Source organism: Escherichia sp. E10V5, assembly GCF_004212315.1.
Lineage (GTDB): Bacteria > Pseudomonadota > Gammaproteobacteria > Enterobacterales > Enterobacteriaceae > Escherichia.
Map to the genome: position 1 here is coordinate 215,878 of NZ_RHJM01000013.1, position 18,162 is coordinate 234,039.

Sequence of the window (18,162 nt, forward strand, 5' to 3'; positions counted from 1 at the left end):
GAATTTACCGCTATGCATACAGCTGTCGGGGCATACGCTTTACAGACGGCGGTGAAACGCCTGTCACAATCACACTAAACAAAGAGTACGGAACCCACTCATGGATATTCGTAAGATTAAAAAACTGATCGAGCTGGTTGAAGAATCAGGCATCTCTGAACTGGAAATTTCTGAAGGCGAAGAGTCAGTACGCATCAGCCGTGCAGCACCTGCCGCAAGTTTCCCGATGATGCAACAAGCTTACGCTGCACCAGTGATGCAGCAGCCAGCTCAATCTAACGCAGCCGCTCCGGCGACCGTTCCTTCCATGGAAGCGCCAGCAGCAGCGGAAATCAGTGGTCACATCGTACGTTCCCCAATGGTTGGTACTTTCTACCGCACCCCAAGCCCGGACGCGAAAGCGTTCATCGAAGTGGGTCAGAAAGTGAACGTGGGCGATACCCTGTGCATCGTTGAAGCCATGAAAATGATGAACCAGATCGAAGCAGACAAATCCGGTACTGTGAAAGCAATTCTGGTCGAAAGTGGACAACCGGTAGAATTTGACGAGCCGCTGGTCGTCATCGAGTAACGAGGCGAACATGCTGGATAAAATTGTTATTGCCAACCGCGGCGAGATTGCATTGCGTATTCTTCGTGCCTGTAAAGAACTGGGCATCAAGACTGTCGCTGTGCACTCCAGCGCGGATCGCGATCTAAAACACGTATTACTGGCAGATGAAACGGTCTGTATCGGTCCTGCTCCGTCAGTAAAAAGTTATCTGAACATCCCGGCAATCATCAGCGCCGCTGAAATCACCGGCGCAGTAGCAATCCATCCGGGTTACGGCTTCCTTTCCGAGAACGCCAACTTTGCCGAGCAGGTTGAACGCTCCGGCTTTATCTTCATCGGCCCGAAAGCAGAAACCATTCGCCTGATGGGCGACAAAGTATCCGCAATCGCCGCGATGAAAAAAGCTGGCGTTCCTTGCGTACCAGGTTCTGACGGCCCGCTGGGCGACGATATGGATAAAAACCGCGCCATTGCTAAACGCATTGGTTATCCGGTAATTATCAAAGCCTCCGGCGGCGGCGGTGGTCGTGGTATGCGCGTAGTGCGCGGCGATGCTGAACTAGCGCAATCTATCTCCATGACTCGTGCGGAAGCGAAAGCTGCTTTCAGCAACGATATGGTTTACATGGAGAAATACCTGGAAAATCCTCGCCACGTCGAGATTCAGGTGCTGGCTGACGGTCAGGGCAACGCTATCTATCTGGCGGAACGTGACTGCTCCATGCAGCGCCGCCACCAGAAAGTGGTCGAAGAAGCGCCAGCACCGGGCATTACCCCGGAACTGCGTCGCTACATCGGCGAACGTTGTGCTAAAGCGTGTGTTGATATCGGCTATCGCGGTGCAGGTACATTCGAGTTCCTGTTCGAAAACGGCGAGTTCTATTTCATCGAAATGAACACCCGTATTCAGGTAGAACACCCGGTTACTGAAATGATCACTGGCGTTGACCTGATCAAAGAACAGCTGCGTATCGCTGCCGGTCAGCCGCTGTCTATCAAGCAAGAAGAAGTTCACGTTCGCGGCCATGCGGTAGAGTGCCGTATCAACGCCGAAGATCCGAACACCTTCCTGCCAAGCCCGGGCAAAATTACCCGTTTCCACGCGCCAGGCGGTTTTGGCGTGCGTTGGGAGTCTCATATCTACGCGGGCTACACCGTGCCGCCGTACTATGACTCAATGATCGGTAAGCTGATTTGCTACGGTGAAAACCGTGACGTGGCGATTGCTCGCATGAAGAATGCGCTGCAGGAGCTGATCATCGACGGTATCAAAACCAACGTTGATCTGCAGATCCGCATCATGAACGACGAGAACTTCCAGCATGGTGGCACTAACATCCACTATCTGGAGAAAAAACTCGGTCTTCAGGAAAAATAAGACTGCAAAAGCGTCAAAAGGCCGGATTTTCCGGCCTTTTTTATTACTGGGGATCGACAACCCCCATAAGGTACAATCCCCGCTTTCTTCACCCATCAGGGACAAAAAATGGACACTCGTTTTGTTCAGGCCCATAAAGAGGCGCGCTGGGCGCTGGGGCTGACCCTTTTGTATCTGGCGGTATGGTTAGTAGCCGCTTACTTACCTGGCGTTGCCCCCGGTTTTACCGGCTTTCCGCGCTGGTTTGAGATGGCCTGCATCCTGACGCCGCTGCTGTTTATTGGACTGTGCTGGGCGATGGTGAAATTTATCTATCGCGATATCCCGTTGGAGGATGACGATGCAGCTTGAAGTGATTCTACCGCTGGTCGCCTATCTGGTGGTGGTGTTCGGTATCTCTGTTTATGCGATGCGTAAACGGAGCACCGGCACCTTCCTCAATGAGTATTTCCTCGGCAGCCGTTCCATGGGCGGTATTGTGCTGGCGATGACGCTCACCGCGACCTATATCAGTGCCAGTTCGTTTATCGGCGGGCCAGGCGCTGCTTATAAATACGGCCTGGGTTGGGTATTGCTGGCGATGATTCAGCTGCCTGCAGTCTGGCTTTCGCTCGGTATACTCGGCAAGAAGTTCGCGATTCTTGCGCGCCGCTACAATGCGGTGACGCTGAACGATATGCTGTTTGCCCGCTACCAGAGTCGTCTTCTGGTGTGGCTGGCGAGTTTGAGTTTGCTGGTTGCGTTCGTTGGTGCGATGACCGTGCAGTTTATCGGCGGTGCGCGTCTGCTGGAAACCGCGGCGGGTATTCCTTATGAAACCGGGCTGCTGATTTTCGGTATCAGTATTGCGTTATATACCGCCTTTGGCGGCTTTCGCGCCAGTGTGCTGAACGACACTATGCAAGGTCTGGTGATGCTGGTTGGCACCATTGTGCTGCTGGTCGGCGTGGTACATGCCGCTGGCGGCTTAAGCAACGCGGTAGAGACGCTGCAAACCATCGATCCACAGCTGGTTACACCACAAGGTGCTGACGATATTCTGTCACCTGCCTTTATGACATCGTTCTGGGTACTGGTGTGCTTTGGCGTTATTGGCCTGCCGCATACTGCGGTGCGCTGTATCTCTTATAAAGACAGCAAAGCAGTGCATCGGGGGATCATCATCGGGACGATTGTAGTCGCAATCCTGATGTTCGGTATGCACCTGGCCGGAGCGTTAGGTCGGGCGGTGATCCCCGATCTCACCGTACCGGATCTGGTGATCCCGACGTTAATGGTAAAAGTGCTGCCACCGTTTGCTGCCGGGATCTTCCTGGCTGCACCGATGGCCGCGATCATGTCGACGATCAACGCCCAGTTGCTGCAAAGTTCCGCTACGATCATTAAAGATCTCTATCTGAATATCCGTCCGGATCAAATGCAAAACGAGACGCGTCTGAAGCGGATGTCGGCGGTGATTACGTTGATTCTCGGCGCGTTGCTGCTGCTTGCCGCCTGGAAGCCGCCAGAAATGATCATCTGGCTGAATTTGCTGGCCTTCGGTGGGCTGGAAGCCGTTTTCCTGTGGCCGCTGGTGCTGGGTCTTTACTGGGAACGCGCCAACGCCAAAGGTGCGCTAAGTGCGATGATCGTTGGCGGCGTGCTGTATGCCGTGCTCGCGACCCTGAATATTCAGTACCTGGGCTTCCACCCTATCGTGCCCTCGTTACTGCTAAGTTTGCTGGCTTTCCTGGTCGGAAACCGTTTCGGTACTTCCGTCTCGCAAGCTACCGTTTTGACTACTGATAAATAAAGAGTTTTGCCATGCCTTGGATCCAACTGAAACTGAACACCACCGGCGCGAACGCTGAAGATCTTAGCGATGCGCTGATGGAAGCGGGTGCCGTGTCCATTACTTTTCAGGATACCCACGATACGCCGGTGTTTGAGCCGCTGCCGGGCGAAACGCGCCTGTGGGGCGACACCGATGTGATTGGTCTGTTCGATGCTGAAACCGACATGAATGAAGTCGTGGCGATTCTGGAGGATCATCCGCTGCTCGGCGCAGGCTTCGCGCACAAAATCGAACAACTGGAAGATAAAGACTGGGAGCGCGAATGGATGGATAATTTCCACCCAATGCGCTTTGGCGAACGTCTGTGGATCTGCCCAAGCTGGCGTGATGTGCCAGACGAAAACGCCGTCAACGTGATGTTAGACCCGGGCCTGGCGTTTGGTACGGGGACTCATCCAACCACCTCTCTGTGCCTGCAATGGCTCGACAGCCTCGATTTAACCGGTAAAACGGTCATCGATTTTGGCTGTGGATCCGGCATTCTGGCAATCGCAGCGCTGAAACTGGGCGCAGCAAAAGCCATTGGTATTGATATCGATCCGCAAGCCATTCAGGCCAGCCGCGACAACGCCGAACGTAATGGCGTTTCTGACCGTCTGGAACTCTACTTACCCAAAGATCAGCCTGAAGCGATGAAAGCCGACGTGGTGGTCGCTAACATCCTCGCAGGCCCGTTACGTGAACTGGCACCGTTAATCAGCGTCCTGCCGGTTTCAGGCGGCTTGCTGGGCCTTTCCGGTATTCTGGCAAGCCAGGCGGAGAGCGTTTGTGAAGCTTATGCCGACAGCTTCGTTCTGGACCCGGTCGTGGAAAAAGAAGAGTGGTGTCGCATTACTGGTCGTAAGAATTAACCGCCAGAATGCGGCATAGTGATGTAGAGAGAAGTGCGAGCAACGTCACAAAAGGCACGTAATTTTGCTGATTATTTAGGCAAATTTGCGTGCCAAAATTTTCATTCATAAAGAAAAATTGAGAACTTACTCAAATTTCTTTGAGTGCGAATTTTAATCACTTATTTCTAATGTGATGATTTTTATGATTAATTATTCCGCCGAGTTCATTTTAAATGCAATTCTTTGATCCATCTCAGAGGATTGGTCAAAGTTTGGCCTTTCATCTCGTGCAAAAAATGCGTAATATACGCCGCCTTGCAGTCACAGTATGGTCATTTCTTAACTCATGCGCATCGGACAATATCAGCTCAGAAATCGCCTGATCGCAGCGCCCATGGCTGGCATTACAGACAGACCTTTTCGGACGTTGTGCTACGAGATGGGAGCCGGATTGACAGTATCCGAGATGATGTCTTCTAACCCTCAGGTTTGGGAAAGCGACAAATCTCGTTTACGGATGGTGCACATTGATGAACCCGGTATTCGCACCGTGCAAATTGCCGGTAGCGATCCGAAAGAAATGGCAGATGCAGCACGTATTAACGTGGAAAGCGGTGCCCAGATTATTGATATCAATATGGGTTGCCCGGCTAAAAAAGTGAATCGCAAGCTTGCAGGTTCAGCCCTCTTGCAGTACCCGGATGTCGTTAAATCGATCCTTACCGAGGTCGTTAATGCAGTGGACGTTCCTGTTACCCTGAAGATTCGCACCGGCTGGGCGCCGGAACACCGTAACTGCGAAGAGATTGCCCAACTGGCTGAAGACTGTGGCATTCAGGCTCTGACCATTCATGGCCGTACACGCGCCTGTTTGTTCAATGGAGAAGCTGAATACGACAGTATTCGGGCAGTTAAGCAGAAAGTTTCCATTCCGGTTATCGCGAATGGCGACATTACTGACCCGCTTAAAGCCAGAGCTGTGCTCGACTATACAGGGGCGGATGCTCTGATGATAGGCCGCGCAGCTCAGGGAAGACCCTGGATCTTTCGGGAAATCCAGCATTATCTGGACACTGGGGAGTTGCTGCCCCCGCTGCCTTTGGCAGAGGTTAAGCGCTTGCTTTGCGCGCACGTTCGGGAACTGCATGACTTTTATGGTCCGGCAAAAGGGTACCGAATTGCACGTAAACACGTTTCCTGGTATCTCCAGGAACACGCTCCAAATGACCAGTTTCGGCGCACATTCAACGCCATTGAGGATGCCAGCGAACAGCTGGAGGCGTTGGAGGCATACTTCGAAAATTTTGCGTAAACAGAAATAAAGAGCTGACAGAACTATGTTCGAACAACGCGTAAATTCTGACGTACTGACCGTTTCTACCGTTAACTCTCAGGATCAGGTAACCCAAAAACCCCTGCGTGACTCGGTTAAACAGGCACTGAAGAACTATTTTGCTCAACTGAACGGTCAGGATGTTAATGACCTCTATGAGCTGGTACTGGCTGAAGTAGAACAGCCCCTGTTGGACATGGTGATGCAATACACCCGTGGTAACCAGACCCGTGCTGCGCTGATGATGGGCATCAACCGTGGTACGCTGCGTAAAAAATTGAAAAAGTACGGCATGAACTAATTCAGGTTAGCTAATTGCTTGATTAAAAGGCGCTACTCGGCATGGGGAAGCGCCTTTTTTATAGGTGTCGCAAAGGGAGTGACCATGAGAACAGGATGTGAACCCACCAGGTTTGGCGACAATACAAAGACCATTATCCACGGTGATGCATTAGCTGAACTTAAAAAGATACCCGCAGAAAGTGTCGATCTAATCTTTGCTGACCCGCCTTATAACATCGGTAAAAATTTCGATGGCCTGATCGAAGCGTGGAAAGAAGATCTGTTTATTAACTGGCTATTTGAAGTGATTACAGAGTGCCACCGCGTTCTGAAAAAACAGGGCAGCATGTACATCATGAACAGCACGGAAAACATGCCCTTTATTGACCTCCAGTGCCGCCAGCTTTTTACCATCAAAAGTCGCATCGTCTGGTCGTATGACAGCTCCGGCGTTCAGGCAAAAAAATATTACGGCTCCATGTATGAACCCATCCTGATGATGGTGAAAGACGCAAAGAACTACACATTTAACAGCGATGCTATTCTGGTAGAAGCCAAAACCGGAGCACAGCGTGCATTAATCGACTATCGCAAAAATCCCCCACAACCTTACAATCATCAAAAAGTGCCAGGTAACGTCTGGGATTTTCCACGCGTACGTTATTTGATGGATGAATATGAAAACCATCCGACGCAAAAGCCTGAAGCTTTACTGAAGCGCATTATTCTCGCCTCTTCTAACCCTGGCGATGTCGTTCTCGATCCGTTTGCTGGTAGCTTCACCACCGGTGCCGTCGCCATCGCGACCGGGCGAAAATTCATTGGTATTGAGATTAACAGCGAGTACATCAAGATAGGGCTACGCCGACTGGAAGTCGCGTCACATTACTCCATGGAAGAGCTGGCGAAAGTGAAAAAAAGAAAGACCGGCAACCTGTCAAAACGAAGCCGGATCAGCGAAGTTGACCCCACTCTCATCGCAAAGTAAAGGAAGTGTAAGCCTGGTTTTCAGATTATTCATTTCGTGTATATTTCCTGCCAGACTTGGTTAAACATGCACAGGCTCAGGTAATGATTCGCAAGTATTGGTGGCTCGTCGTTTTCGCTGTCTCCGTTTTTCTGTTTGATACCTTACTGATGCAGTGGATTGAACTACTGGCAACAGAAACAGACAAATGTCGCAATATGAACTCGGTTAATCCGCTAAAACTGGTTAACTGTGACGAACTGGATTTTCACAATAGAATGTAACTTTATACGATACCTAATTCATTTGTTTTATGAATTAATTTCGTTATGTTTTCATCTGGCATAAACATTCTTAATACATTATCGACTAATGCGGGTGCTTGTTTATAAAGATCGTAACCCGCTATATTCATTAACCAGTTTTGAACAATACCGCTGAAGGCGCCATCAATAATAATCATTACGACGTCTAAGTCGAGGCTTTTAGCTATATCCCCCTGTTGCTGACATGCTTGTAATACTTCACGCAAAATCTGTGGATTAAAGCCCATCTTTTCCCGTATTACTGCCTCGGCCAGCATTTCATCACTAAATTCACACTTGTGATATAAGATTTGCAGTAACGCCTGCTGGCGGGGAATTTCGGCAATATATTGCAAGCCAACAATCAGTTTTTCACGCAATTGCAGGAAAGGATCATGTTCTAACCCTTCCGTTAAACGTTCCTGGATTAACTCCCGCAATGAAGGCTGTTGCAGCCACATCTCGTTAAACAGTTGAGCCTTGTTTTCGAAGTGCCAGTAGATTACGCCACGCGTGACGTTGGCGGCGTCGGCGATGTCATTGAGCGTCGTCTTGCTTACGCCATACTGCGCAAACTGGGCGATGGCGGTTTCAATCAGTTCTTGCCTGGTCTTCAGGGCTTCGGCTTTGGTTCTTTTTGCCATGATTAATCATTCAGGAAATAAATATATTCGACATAAGGGAAACAACGAGAAGTAATGTATCACCTAATTTTTATTTATACGAGAAACCAATTCCCGTCTGCTATCAATCGTCAAATAATCAAAGCCTATTGTTTGACGATAATATATTTACTTAATAAATGTATATTTCACTTTGCGTTAAAATGCTTCCATTCTTTTCAACTCACATCAAATGAGAACATTAGAATATTAATCTATTTTTGTGTTTACGTGCCTTGAATAGCGACTATTCATAACTATTCCTTACATCGCCGGACGATAATTTGTAGGATAGCGAACTGTATTTTTATTTCTGCGAGTTAACGCGTTGCCTTTTTCTGGCTAATAACGCGCTTTTGGTTTTTTGAGGAATAGTAATGACGAAACATGCCAGGTTTTTCCTCCTGCCCTCCTTTATCATAATCTCCGCAGCGTTAATTGCGGGTTGTAACGATAAGGGAGAAGAGAAAGCTCACGTCGGTGAACCGCAGGTTACCGTTCATATTGTGAATACTGCCCCGTTAGAAGTTAAAACTGAATTACCAGGCCGTACTAATGCTTTCCGTATTGCCGAGGTTCGCCCACAGGTTAGCGGGATAGTGCTGAATCGTAATTTCACTGAAGGCAGCGATGTGCAAGCTGGCCAGTCCCTGTACCAGATCGATCCAGCCACTTATCAGGCAAGTTATGACAGCGCGAAAGGCGACCTGGCGAAAAGCGAAGCTGCCGCATCCATCGCGCATTTGACGGTAAAACGTTATGTTCCGCTTGTGGGTACGAAATACATCAGCCAGCAGGAGTACGATCAGGCGATTGCTGATGCTCGTCAGGCCGATGCTACCGTCATAGCCGCAAAAGCCACGGTCGAAAGCGCCCGCATCAATCTCGCTTATACCAAAGTGACTGCGCCAATTAGCGGGCGTATCGGCAAATCTTCGGTGACCGAAGGTGCTCTCGTCACTAACGGGCAAACGACCGAACTGGCGACTGTCCAGCAACTCGATCCTATCTATGTCGATGTGACCCAATCCAGCAACGACTTCATGAGACTGAAGCAGTCCGTAGAGCAAGGTAGTTTGCATAAGGAAAACGCCACCAGCAACGTAGAGCTGGTCATGGAAAACGGTCAAACCTATCCCCTGAAAGGCACGCTGCAATTCTCTGATGTAACCGTTGATGAAAGCACCGGCTCCATTACCCTGCGCGCGGTTTTCCCTAACCCGCAACACACGCTTCTGCCAGGTATGTTTGTGCGCGCACGGATTGATGAAGGTGTACAACCTGACGCCATTCTTATCCCGCAACAGGGAGTTAGCCGCACGCCGCGTGGTGACGCTACCGTGCTGATTGTTAATGATAAAAGCCAGGTTGAGGCGCGTCCTGTTGTCGCCAGCCAGGCCATTGGCGATAAATGGCTGATTAGCGAAGGACTAAAAGCGGGTGATCAGGTCATTGTCAGCGGCCTGCAAAAAGCACGCCCGGGAGAGCAGGTTAAAGCCACTACCGATACCCCCGCAGATACTGCGTCGAAGTAAGGCAATCTGATATGGCAAACTTTTTTATTCGACGACCAATATTTGCATGGGTGCTGGCCATTATTCTGATGATGGCGGGCGTACTGGCGATCCTACAATTGCCCGTCGCCCAGTATCCAACCATTGCCCCGCCCGCTGTTTCTGTGTCGGCAAACTATCCGGGCGCTGATGCGCAAACCGTGCAGGATACGGTGACACAGGTTATCGAACAGAATATGAACGGCATCGATAATCTGATGTATATGTCCTCCACCAGCGATTCAGCCGGTAGCGTGACAATTACTCTCACCTTCCAGTCCGGGACCGATCCAGACATCGCGCAAGTGCAGGTACAAAACAAACTTCAACTCGCCACACCGCTACTGCCGCAGGAAGTCCAGCAACAGGGGATAAGTGTCGAGAAATCAAGTAGCAGCTTTTTGATGGTGGCTGGTTTTGTTTCTGATAACCCAAGTACCACGCAAGACGATATTTCCGACTACATCGCCTCTAACGTCAAAGATACCATTAGCCGTCTGAACGGCGTTGGCGACGTACAACTGTTCGGTGCTCAGTACGCTATGCGTATCTGGCTCGATGCCGATCTGCTGAACAAATATAAACTCACATCGGTTGATGTTATTAACCAGTTGAAAGTACAGAACGACCAGATTGCGGCCGGTCAGTTAGGCGGCACGCCGGCATTACCAGGACAGCAGCTAAACGCGTCGATTATTGCCCAGACACGGTTAAAAGATCCGGAAGAGTTCGGCAAAGTCACCCTGCGCGTGAACAGCGACGGTTCGGTAGTGCGGCTGAAAGATGTCGCACGGATTGAACTCGGTGGTGAAAACTATAACGTTATCGCCCGTATCAACGGCAAACCCGCGGCTGGCCTCGGTATTAAACTGGCAACGGGAGCTAACGCACTTGATACCGCAAAAGCCATCAAGGCCAAACTGGCAGAATTGCAGCCGTTCTTCCCACAGGGAATGAAGGTTCTTTACCCTTATGACACCACGCCTTTCGTCCAGCTTTCTATCCAGGAAGTGGTGAAAACGCTGTTCGAAGCCATTATCCTGGTATTCCTGGTGATGTATCTGTTCTTGCAGAACATGCGGGCGACATTGATACCCACCATTGCTGTACCTGTCGTGTTGTTAGGGACGTTTGCCATACTCGCCGCTTTTGGTTACTCCATCAATACGCTAACGATGTTCGGGATGGTACTTGCCATCGGGCTTCTTGTTGATGATGCGATAGTCGTTGTAGAGAACGTCGAGCGCGTAATGATGGAGGATAAACTCCCCCCCAGAGAAGCGACGGAAAAATCGATGTCGCAAATCCAGGGTGCGCTGGTAGGTATCGCGATGGTACTGTCGGCGGTGTTTATTCCGATGGCATTCTTCGGTGGCTCAACAGGGGCAATTTATCGACAGTTCTCTATCACTATTGTTTCAGCAATGGCGCTTTCAGTACTGGTTGCGCTGATTCTCACCCCCGCGTTATGTGCAACATTGCTGAAACCAGTCTCTGCCGAGCATCACGAAAATAAGGGTGGTTTCTTCGGCTGGTTTAACACCACTTTCGATCATAGCGTTAATCACTACACCAATAGCGTTGGCAAAATCCTCGGTTCCACAGGGCGATATTTACTGATCTATGCGCTGATTGTCGCCGGAATGGTAGTGCTGTTTTTACGCCTCCCTTCTTCTTTCTTGCCGGAAGAAGATCAGGGTGTCTTCCTGACCATGATCCAACTGCCCGCTGGCGCGACGCAAGAGCGGACACAAAAAGTACTGGATGAAGTGACGGATTACTATCTGAAGAACGAGAAGGCGAACGTTGAAAGTGTCTTTACAGTCAATGGATTTAGCTTCAGCGGTCAGGCGCAAAACGCCGGGATGGCCTTTGTCAGCCTTAAACCGTGGGAAGAGCGCAGTGGCGAAGAAAATAGCGCGGAAGCGGTAATCCAACGTGCCAAAATGGAACTGAGTAAAATCCGCGACGGTTTTGTCATTCCATTCAATATGCCAGCCATTGTTGAACTGGGTACGGCAACAGGTTTCGACTTTGAGTTAATCGATCAGGCGGGTCTTGGTCACGATGCCTTAACCCATGCCCGCAACCAATTGCTTGGCATGGCGGCGCAACATCCTGAAAGCTTAGTCAGTGTGCGCCCCAATGGCCTGGAAGATACTGCGCAGTTCAAACTTGAAGTTGACCAGGAAAAAGCACAGGCATTAGGCGTTTCGCTTTCTGACATTAATCAGACCATTTCTACGGCGTTAGGCGGGACGTATGTCAACGACTTCATCGACCGTGGCCGCGTGAAAAAAGTATATGTTCAGGCGGATGCCAAATTCCGTATGCTGCCAGAAGATGTCGATAAACTTTATGTCCGCAGTGCCAACGGCGAAATGGTGCCATTCTCCACCTTTACCACTTCACATTGGGTATATGGTTCTCCGCGTCTGGAACGCTACAACGGTCTACCTTCTATGGAGATTCAGGGGGAGGCCGCGCCAGGCACCAGTTCCGGCGATGCGATGTCGCTAATGGAAAACCTCGCCTCACAACTACCTAACGGAATCGGTTATGACTGGACGGGTATGTCGTATCAGGAACGCTTGTCAGGCAACCAGGCCCCTGCTCTGGTAGCCATTTCATTCGTGGTCGTTTTCCTGTGCCTTGCAGCGCTCTATGAAAGCTGGTCAATTCCTGTCTCGGTTATGTTGGTCGTGCCGTTAGGGATTGTCGGCGTGCTGCTGGCGGCGACACTCTTTAATCAAAAAAATGACGTTTATTTTATGGTGGGCTTGTTAACGACAATTGGCTTATCAGCTAAAAACGCTATTTTGATTGTTGAGTTCGCCAAAGACCTGATGGAGAAAGAGGGGAAAGGTGTTATTGAAGCAACGCTGATGGCCGTACGTATGCGTCTTCGTCCTATTCTGATGACATCACTCGCCTTTATTCTCGGCGTATTGCCGCTGGCTATCAGTAATGGTGCGGGAAGCGGCGCGCAGAACGCAGTAGGGATTGGAGTCATGGGCGGCATGATTTCCGCAACATTACTGGCAATCTTCTTCGTCCCTGTGTTCTTTGTGGTGATCCGCCGTTGCTTTAAAGGGTAAATTTAAAACACAAAGGCGTCTTCGGACGCCTTTTTAATTTGCAGTTAAAACTATAAAAATTAATGAGTTAATGATTCACTAACTTTTGAATTGAGTGCATTCATTCTTTCTCCCTTCATTATTTTTACAATTAACATAATTTGTCATTATTCATCTCGCAAGAATTATAACTCCCGGTGATAAAATGGAATTCAGTACGTTAATAAGAAAGTTAGCTTATTAAGCGGTAGCGTTATTACTGAGGTAACACCATGAAAAGATTAATTCCTGTCGCATTGCTCACCGCATTGCTGGCGGGCTGCGCTCACGATTCACCCTGCGTTCCGGTTTATGACGATCAGGGCCGTCTGGTTCACACCAATACCTGTATGAAAGGTACGACTCAGGATAACTGGGAAACTGCCGGGGCTATTGCTGGCGGGGCAGCGGCTGTTGCAGGCCTGACGATGGGGATCATCGCTCTGTCGAAATAACTGAACAGAGCGCGGAGTTCCGCGCTCTGTTTAACGGTACAGAATCTCACCGTAAGATAAAATACAACTATATTCGGCTAGCTTATTCCCTTTTAATTTAGCATTTTATTTCGAACCGTCGAAATAACACATCCATTAGTTTTTCCCCTCATTTAAAACACATGCTCACGCTAACAATCATTATCCTGCTTAGTAAAATGCGAATAAATATTTTGCGCTAAAATGTGGCGTATGTTTCATTTTCGCACCATTGCGGGGCGATGTTTTTATTATTTCCTGTCTACACTCAGCTTATTGCGACACGGAATCGTGCGCAAAAACTGGCACTACTTTTGCTTATAAAAGGATGGCCACAGACAGGTAAAAGACGTTTCCCAAACGTCCTATAACGATAATTTTCGCCTCACAGGAAGCATTATGAAAAAGATGATGATAGCCACACTGGCTGCCGCCAGCGTGCTGCTTGCCGTTGCAAATCAGGCGCATGCTGGCGCGACACTTGATGCCGTAAAGAATAAAGGGTTTGTGCAATGCGGGATCAGTGACGGATTACCTGGGTTCTCTTATGCCGATGCAGACGGTAAGTTTTCAGGTATTGATGTAGATGTTTGTCGTGGTGTTGCCGCTGCTGTATTTGGCGACGACACGAAAGTGAAATATACCCCACTCACAGCAAAAGAACGCTTCACCGCTTTACAGTCAGGAGAAGTGGATTTGCTCTCCCGTAATACGACCTGGACTTCATCCCGCGACGCAGGAATGGGAATGGTATTTACTGGCGTCACTTATTACGACGGCATTGGCTTCCTGACGCACGATAAAGCGGGATTAAAAAGCGCGAAAGAACTGGATGGCGCAACCGTCTGTATTCAGGCGGGGACTGATACCGAACTTAACGTCGCCGATTACTTCAAGGCAAACAATATGAAGTACACGCCAGTGACTTTCGATCGCTCAGACGAATCAGCAAAGGCTCTGGAATCTGGCCGCTGCGATACGCTGGCCTCGGATCAGTCGCAACTGTATGCCCTGCGGATCAAATTAAGTAATCCTGCCGAATGGATTGTCCTGCCAGAAGTTATCTCTAAAGAACCGCTTGGTCCGGTCGTCCGTCGTGGCGATGATGAATGGTTCTCTATTGTGCGCTGGACGCTTTTCGCCATGCTGAATGCTGAAGAGATGGGCGTTAACTCGCAAAACGTTGATGAAAAAGCGGCTAATCCAGCTACGCCTGATATGGCGCATCTGCTGGGTAAAGAGGGCGATTACGGCAAGGATCTGAAGCTGGATAATAAATGGGCTTACAACATCATCAAACAGGTGGGTAACTACTCGGAAATTTTTGAGCGTAATGTAGGTTCAGAAAGCCCGCTGAAAATTAAACGTGGGCAAAATAATCTCTGGAATAACGGCGGTATTCAGTACGCGCCGCCCGTGCGTTAAGTCGGTGTGAGGTAACGGGCGTCGCTACGGCGGCGCTCTCTTCAGCGTTATGGTTTCCGAGGTTTATATGCCCCATCGCCGCTCAACCGTTAAAGGCTCACTCTCCTTTACCAACCCTACGGTTCGCGCCTGGTTATTCCAGATCCTCGCCGTTGTTGCCGTCGTCGGCATTGTTGGTTGGTTATTTCACAACACCATGACGAATCTAAACAATCGCGGCATTACATCAGGATTTGCCTTTCTGGATCGCGGCGCAGGCTTCGGGATCGTCCAGCATTTGATCGATTACCAGCAGGGCGATACCTACGGACGCGTTTTTATTGTCGGCTTACTCAATACGCTACTGGTTTCAGCATTGTGTATCGTATTCGCATCTGTCCTGGGCTTCTTTATCGGTCTGGCGCGACTTTCGGATAACTGGCTGCTACGAAAGCTTTCCACAATTTATATTGAGATCTTCCGTAATATTCCCCCGCTACTGCAAATCTTCTTCTGGTACTTTGCCGTGTTGCGCAATTTGCCCGGACCGAGACAGGCAGTGAGTGCGTTTGATCTCGCCTTTTTGAGCAATCGTGGGCTTTATATTCCGTCGCCGCAGCTGGGAGATGGATTTATTGCGTTTATCCTGACTGTTGTTATTGCTATAGCCATTTCTGTTGGACTATTCCGTTTTAATAAAACGCACCAGATAAAGACCGGACAACTGCGCCGTACCTGGCCTTGCGCCGCTGTGTTGATCATTGGTTTACCTTTACTGGCACAATGGCTTTTTGGTGCGGCACTGCACTGGGATGTTCCGGCGTTACGAGGGTTTAACTTCCGCGGCGGGATGGTGCTTATCCCTGAGCTGGCAGCCTTAACATTGGCGCTTTCAGTTTATACATCTGCATTTATCGCCGAGATTATTCGCGCCGGGATCCAAGCAGTGCCTTATGGTCAACATGAAGCTGCCCGCTCGCTGGGATTGCCCAACCCAGTTACGCTACGCCAGGTCATTATTCCCCAGGCGCTACGAGTGATTATTCCGCCGTTAACCAGCCAGTATCTCAACATCGTCAAAAACTCCTCTCTTGCCGCCGCTATCGGCTATCCCGATATGGTTTCGCTGTTTGCTGGCACCGTGCTGAACCAGACGGGGCAAGCCATCGAGACGATTGCCATGACGATGTCGGTCTATCTGATTATCAGCCTGACTATCTCGCTGCTGATGAATATCTATAACCGCCGCATCGAGATCGTTGAACGCTAAGGAGTCATGATGACAAAAGTATTGCTGTCTCATCCCCCGCGCCCGGCGAGCCATAACTCAAGCCGCGCTATGGTGTGGGTGCGCAAAAACCTGTTCTCCAGCTGGAGCAATAGCCTGCTGACTATTGGCTGCTTATGGTTGATGTGGGAACTGATTCCACCGCTGCTGAACTGGGCTTTTTTACAGGCAAACTGGGTTGGTTCAACGCGTACCGACTGCACAAAAGCCGGTGCCTGTTGGGTCTTCATCCATGAACGATTCGGCCAGTTTATGTATGGGCTTTACCCGCACGACCAGCGCTGGCGAATTAACCTGGCATTACTGATTGGCCTTGTTTCTCTCGCACCAATATTCTGGAAAATACTCCCGCATCGCGGTCGCTATATTACGGTATGGGCGGTTATCTACCCACTGATTGTCTGGTGGCTGATGTATGGCGGTTTTCTTGGTCTGGAGCGGGTTGAAACCCGGCAATGGGGCGGGCTGACACTGACGTTGATTATCGCATCTGTTGGGATTGCTGGGGCGCTGCCGTGGGGGATCTTACTGGCATTAGGCCGCCGCTCCCATATGCCGATTGTGCGTATCTTATCGGTCATTTTTATCGAGTTCTGGCGTGGCGTACCGCTGATTACCGTACTGTTTATGTCTTCGGTCATGCTGCCGCTCTTTATGGCGGAAGGCACCAGTATCGACAAACTGATTCGTGCGTTGGTCGGCGTGATCCTGTTTCAGTCAGCATATGTTGCAGAAGTCGTGCGAGGCGGATTACAGGCGCTGCCCAAAGGGCAATACGAAGCGGCAGAGTCGCTGGCGTTGGGTTACTGGAAAACTCAAGGGCTGGTTATTCTGCCCCAGGCACTGAAGCTGGTGATTCCAGGGCTGGTAAATACCATCATCGCGCTATTCAAAGACACAAGTCTGGTGATCATCATCGGGTTGTTCGATCTTTTCAGTAGCGTTCAGCAGGCAACCGTTGACCCCGCCTGGCTGGGTATGTCGACGGAAGGGTATGTTTTCGCCGCACTGATCTACTGGATCTTCTGCTTCAGCATGTCACGTTATAGCCAACATCTGGAAAAACGTTTTAACACCGGGCGTACACCGCATTGAGGACACTATGAGCCAAATTTTACTGCAACCTGCTAACGCGATGATTACGCTGGAAAACGTCAATAAATGGTATGGGCAATTCCATGTTCTGAAAAATATAAATTTAACCGTGCAACCGGGAGAACGAATAGTACTGTGTGGACCTTCTGGTTCCGGGAAATCGACAACCATTCGTTGTATTAATCATCTGGAAGAACACCAACAGGGACGGATCGTGGTGGATGGCATCGAGCTTAACGAAGATATTCGCAATATTGAGCGCGTCAGGCAGGAAGTGGGAATGGTCTTTCAGCATTTCAATCTATTCCCACATTTGACCGTTTTACAGAACTGTACCCTGGCGCCGATTTGGGTGCGTAAGATGCCGAAGAAAGAAGCTGAAGCTCTGGCGATGCATTACCTTGAGCGGGTGAGAATTGCCGAACATGCACAGAAGTTTCCCGGGCAGATTTCTGGTGGTCAGCAGCAACGCGTTGCCATAGCACGTTCACTTTGTATGAAACCTAAGATCATGCTGTTTGATGAACCTACGTCGGCGCTCGATCCGGAGATGGTAAAAGAAGTGCTGGATACGATGATTGGGCTGGCGCAGTCAGGCATGACGATGCTGTGCGTAACACATGAAATGGGATTTGCGCGAACTGTCGCTGATCGAGTGATTTTTATGGATCGCGGAGAAATCGTGGAGCAAGCTGCACCGGATGAATTTTTTGCGCATCCTAAATCGGAGCGTACGAGGGCATTTTTATCGCAGGTTATCCATTAAGTTGTACATGGATTCGAAACGCAAAAAGGCCATCCTTTCGGATGGCCTTTCGCTTTATTTGATGCCTGGCAGTTCCCTACTCTCGCATGGGGAGACCCCACACTACCATCGGCGCTACGGCGTTTCACTTCTGAGTTCGGCATGGGGTCAGGTGGGACCACCGCGCTACTGCCGCCAGACAAATTCTTTTCTAATCTGCCGAACTTTAACCTAAAAAGTGGTGCTGATACCCAGAGTCGAACTGGGGACCTCACCCTTACCAAGGGTGCGCTCTACCAACTGAGCCATATCAGCACGCTAAATTTGATGCCTGGCAGTTC

At 49.8% G+C, this 18,162-nt stretch carries 17 protein-coding genes, 1 tRNA gene and 1 rRNA gene; 16 read left to right on the forward strand and 3 right to left on the reverse strand.

What is annotated here, in order from left to right:
* Nucleotides 1–100: 100 nt before the first annotated feature.
* The 9 genes from accB to D9738_RS11105 all read left to right on the forward strand — a co-directional run bounded on the left by accB (nucleotide 101) and on the right by D9738_RS11105 (nucleotide 7,464).
* Nucleotides 101–571 (forward strand): acetyl-CoA carboxylase biotin carboxyl carrier protein, encoded by a 471-nt coding sequence (gene accB / locus D9738_RS11065; protein WP_130260190.1) that lies wholly within the window; start codon nucleotides 101–103, stop codon nucleotides 569–571.
* 10 nt (nucleotides 572–581) lie between these two features.
* Entirely contained in the window at nucleotides 582–1,931 is a 1,350-nt protein-coding gene (accC, locus tag D9738_RS11070; RefSeq protein WP_000884639.1) for an acetyl-CoA carboxylase biotin carboxylase subunit, read from the forward strand.
* 108 nt (nucleotides 1,932–2,039) lie between these two features.
* Nucleotides 2,040–2,282 (forward strand): YhdT family protein, encoded by a 243-nt coding sequence (locus D9738_RS11075; RefSeq protein WP_000381170.1) that lies wholly within the window; start codon nucleotides 2,040–2,042, stop codon nucleotides 2,280–2,282.
* Nucleotides 2,272–3,723 carry a sodium/pantothenate symporter gene (panF, locus tag D9738_RS11080; RefSeq protein ID WP_130204506.1) on the forward strand — a complete coding sequence of 484 codons (1,452 nt, stop codon included), beginning with the start codon at nucleotides 2,272–2,274 and terminating at the stop codon, nucleotides 3,721–3,723. Before D9738_RS11075 ends, panF begins: the two co-directional genes overlap by 11 nt.
* Nucleotides 3,724–3,734: 11 nt before the next feature.
* A complete protein-coding gene (prmA, locus tag D9738_RS11085; RefSeq protein WP_130260191.1) occupies nucleotides 3,735–4,616 on the forward strand; it encodes a 50S ribosomal protein L11 methyltransferase in 882 nt (293 codons plus the stop codon).
* Nucleotides 4,617–4,944: 328 nt separating this feature from the next.
* Complete coding sequence (dusB, locus tag D9738_RS11090) at nucleotides 4,945–5,910, forward strand: tRNA dihydrouridine synthase DusB (protein ID WP_001219652.1); 966 nt, start codon at nucleotides 4,945–4,947, stop codon at nucleotides 5,908–5,910.
* Nucleotides 5,911–5,935: 25 nt separating this feature from the next.
* The gene (fis, locus tag D9738_RS11095; protein WP_000462905.1) at nucleotides 5,936–6,232 is read left to right on the forward strand and encodes a DNA-binding transcriptional regulator Fis; all 297 of its coding nucleotides are present in this window, start codon (nucleotides 5,936–5,938) and stop codon (nucleotides 6,230–6,232) included.
* 84 nt (nucleotides 6,233–6,316) lie between these two features.
* Nucleotides 6,317–7,201 (forward strand): adenine-specific DNA-methyltransferase, encoded by an 885-nt coding sequence (gene yhdJ / locus D9738_RS11100; protein ID WP_130260192.1) that lies wholly within the window; start codon nucleotides 6,317–6,319, stop codon nucleotides 7,199–7,201.
* A gap of 83 nt (nucleotides 7,202–7,284) precedes the next feature.
* Nucleotides 7,285–7,464, forward strand: coding sequence for a DUF2556 family protein (locus D9738_RS11105; protein WP_010345321.1), 180 nt, complete (start codon nucleotides 7,285–7,287; stop codon nucleotides 7,462–7,464).
* 2 nt (nucleotides 7,465–7,466) lie between these two features.
* Here D9738_RS11105 and envR read toward each other — a convergent pair whose 3' ends face one another.
* A complete protein-coding gene (gene envR / locus D9738_RS11110; protein WP_130260193.1) occupies nucleotides 7,467–8,129 on the reverse strand; it encodes an acrEF/envCD operon transcriptional regulator in 663 nt (220 codons plus the stop codon).
* A gap of 395 nt (nucleotides 8,130–8,524) precedes the next feature.
* Between envR and acrE the strand changes: the two genes are divergently transcribed.
* From acrE to D9738_RS11145, 7 genes are all read left to right on the forward strand, one after another.
* Nucleotides 8,525–9,682, forward strand: coding sequence for a multidrug efflux RND transporter periplasmic adaptor subunit AcrE (gene acrE, locus D9738_RS11115; protein ID WP_130260194.1), 1,158 nt, complete (start codon nucleotides 8,525–8,527; stop codon nucleotides 9,680–9,682).
* Between the two features lie 11 nt (nucleotides 9,683–9,693).
* Nucleotides 9,694–12,798, forward strand: a complete 3,105-nt coding sequence (gene acrF, locus D9738_RS11120) for a multidrug efflux RND transporter permease subunit AcrF (RefSeq protein WP_130260195.1) — start codon at nucleotides 9,694–9,696, stop codon at nucleotides 12,796–12,798.
* A 251-nt stretch (nucleotides 12,799–13,049) separates the two neighbouring features.
* Nucleotides 13,050–13,271 carry a membrane protein gene (locus D9738_RS11125; protein WP_000825639.1) on the forward strand — a complete coding sequence of 74 codons (222 nt, stop codon included), beginning with the start codon at nucleotides 13,050–13,052 and terminating at the stop codon, nucleotides 13,269–13,271.
* 417 nt (nucleotides 13,272–13,688) lie between these two features.
* On the forward strand, nucleotides 13,689–14,714 hold the full coding sequence (locus D9738_RS11130; protein ID WP_130204494.1) for an amino acid ABC transporter substrate-binding protein: 1,026 nt from the start codon (nucleotides 13,689–13,691) through the stop codon (nucleotides 14,712–14,714).
* Nucleotides 14,715–14,781: 67 nt separating this feature from the next.
* Nucleotides 14,782–15,963 (forward strand): amino acid ABC transporter permease, encoded by a 1,182-nt coding sequence (locus D9738_RS11135; protein WP_130260196.1) that lies wholly within the window; start codon nucleotides 14,782–14,784, stop codon nucleotides 15,961–15,963.
* Nucleotides 15,964–15,972: 9 nt separating this feature from the next.
* Nucleotides 15,973–17,076, forward strand: coding sequence for an amino acid ABC transporter permease (locus tag D9738_RS11140; protein WP_130260197.1), 1,104 nt, complete (start codon nucleotides 15,973–15,975; stop codon nucleotides 17,074–17,076).
* 7 nt (nucleotides 17,077–17,083) lie between these two features.
* A complete protein-coding gene (locus tag D9738_RS11145; protein ID WP_000078344.1) occupies nucleotides 17,084–17,842 on the forward strand; it encodes an amino acid ABC transporter ATP-binding protein in 759 nt (252 codons plus the stop codon).
* A gap of 63 nt (nucleotides 17,843–17,905) precedes the next feature.
* Here the strand turns inward: D9738_RS11145 and rrf are convergent.
* Together rrf and D9738_RS11155 are read right to left on the reverse strand one after the other, a co-directional pair.
* Nucleotides 17,906–18,021: ribosomal RNA gene (gene rrf, locus D9738_RS11150) — 5S ribosomal RNA — on the reverse strand.
* A gap of 39 nt (nucleotides 18,022–18,060) precedes the next feature.
* Nucleotides 18,061–18,136 (reverse strand) — tRNA-Thr (locus tag D9738_RS11155).
* Nucleotides 18,137–18,162 lie beyond the last annotated feature (26 nt).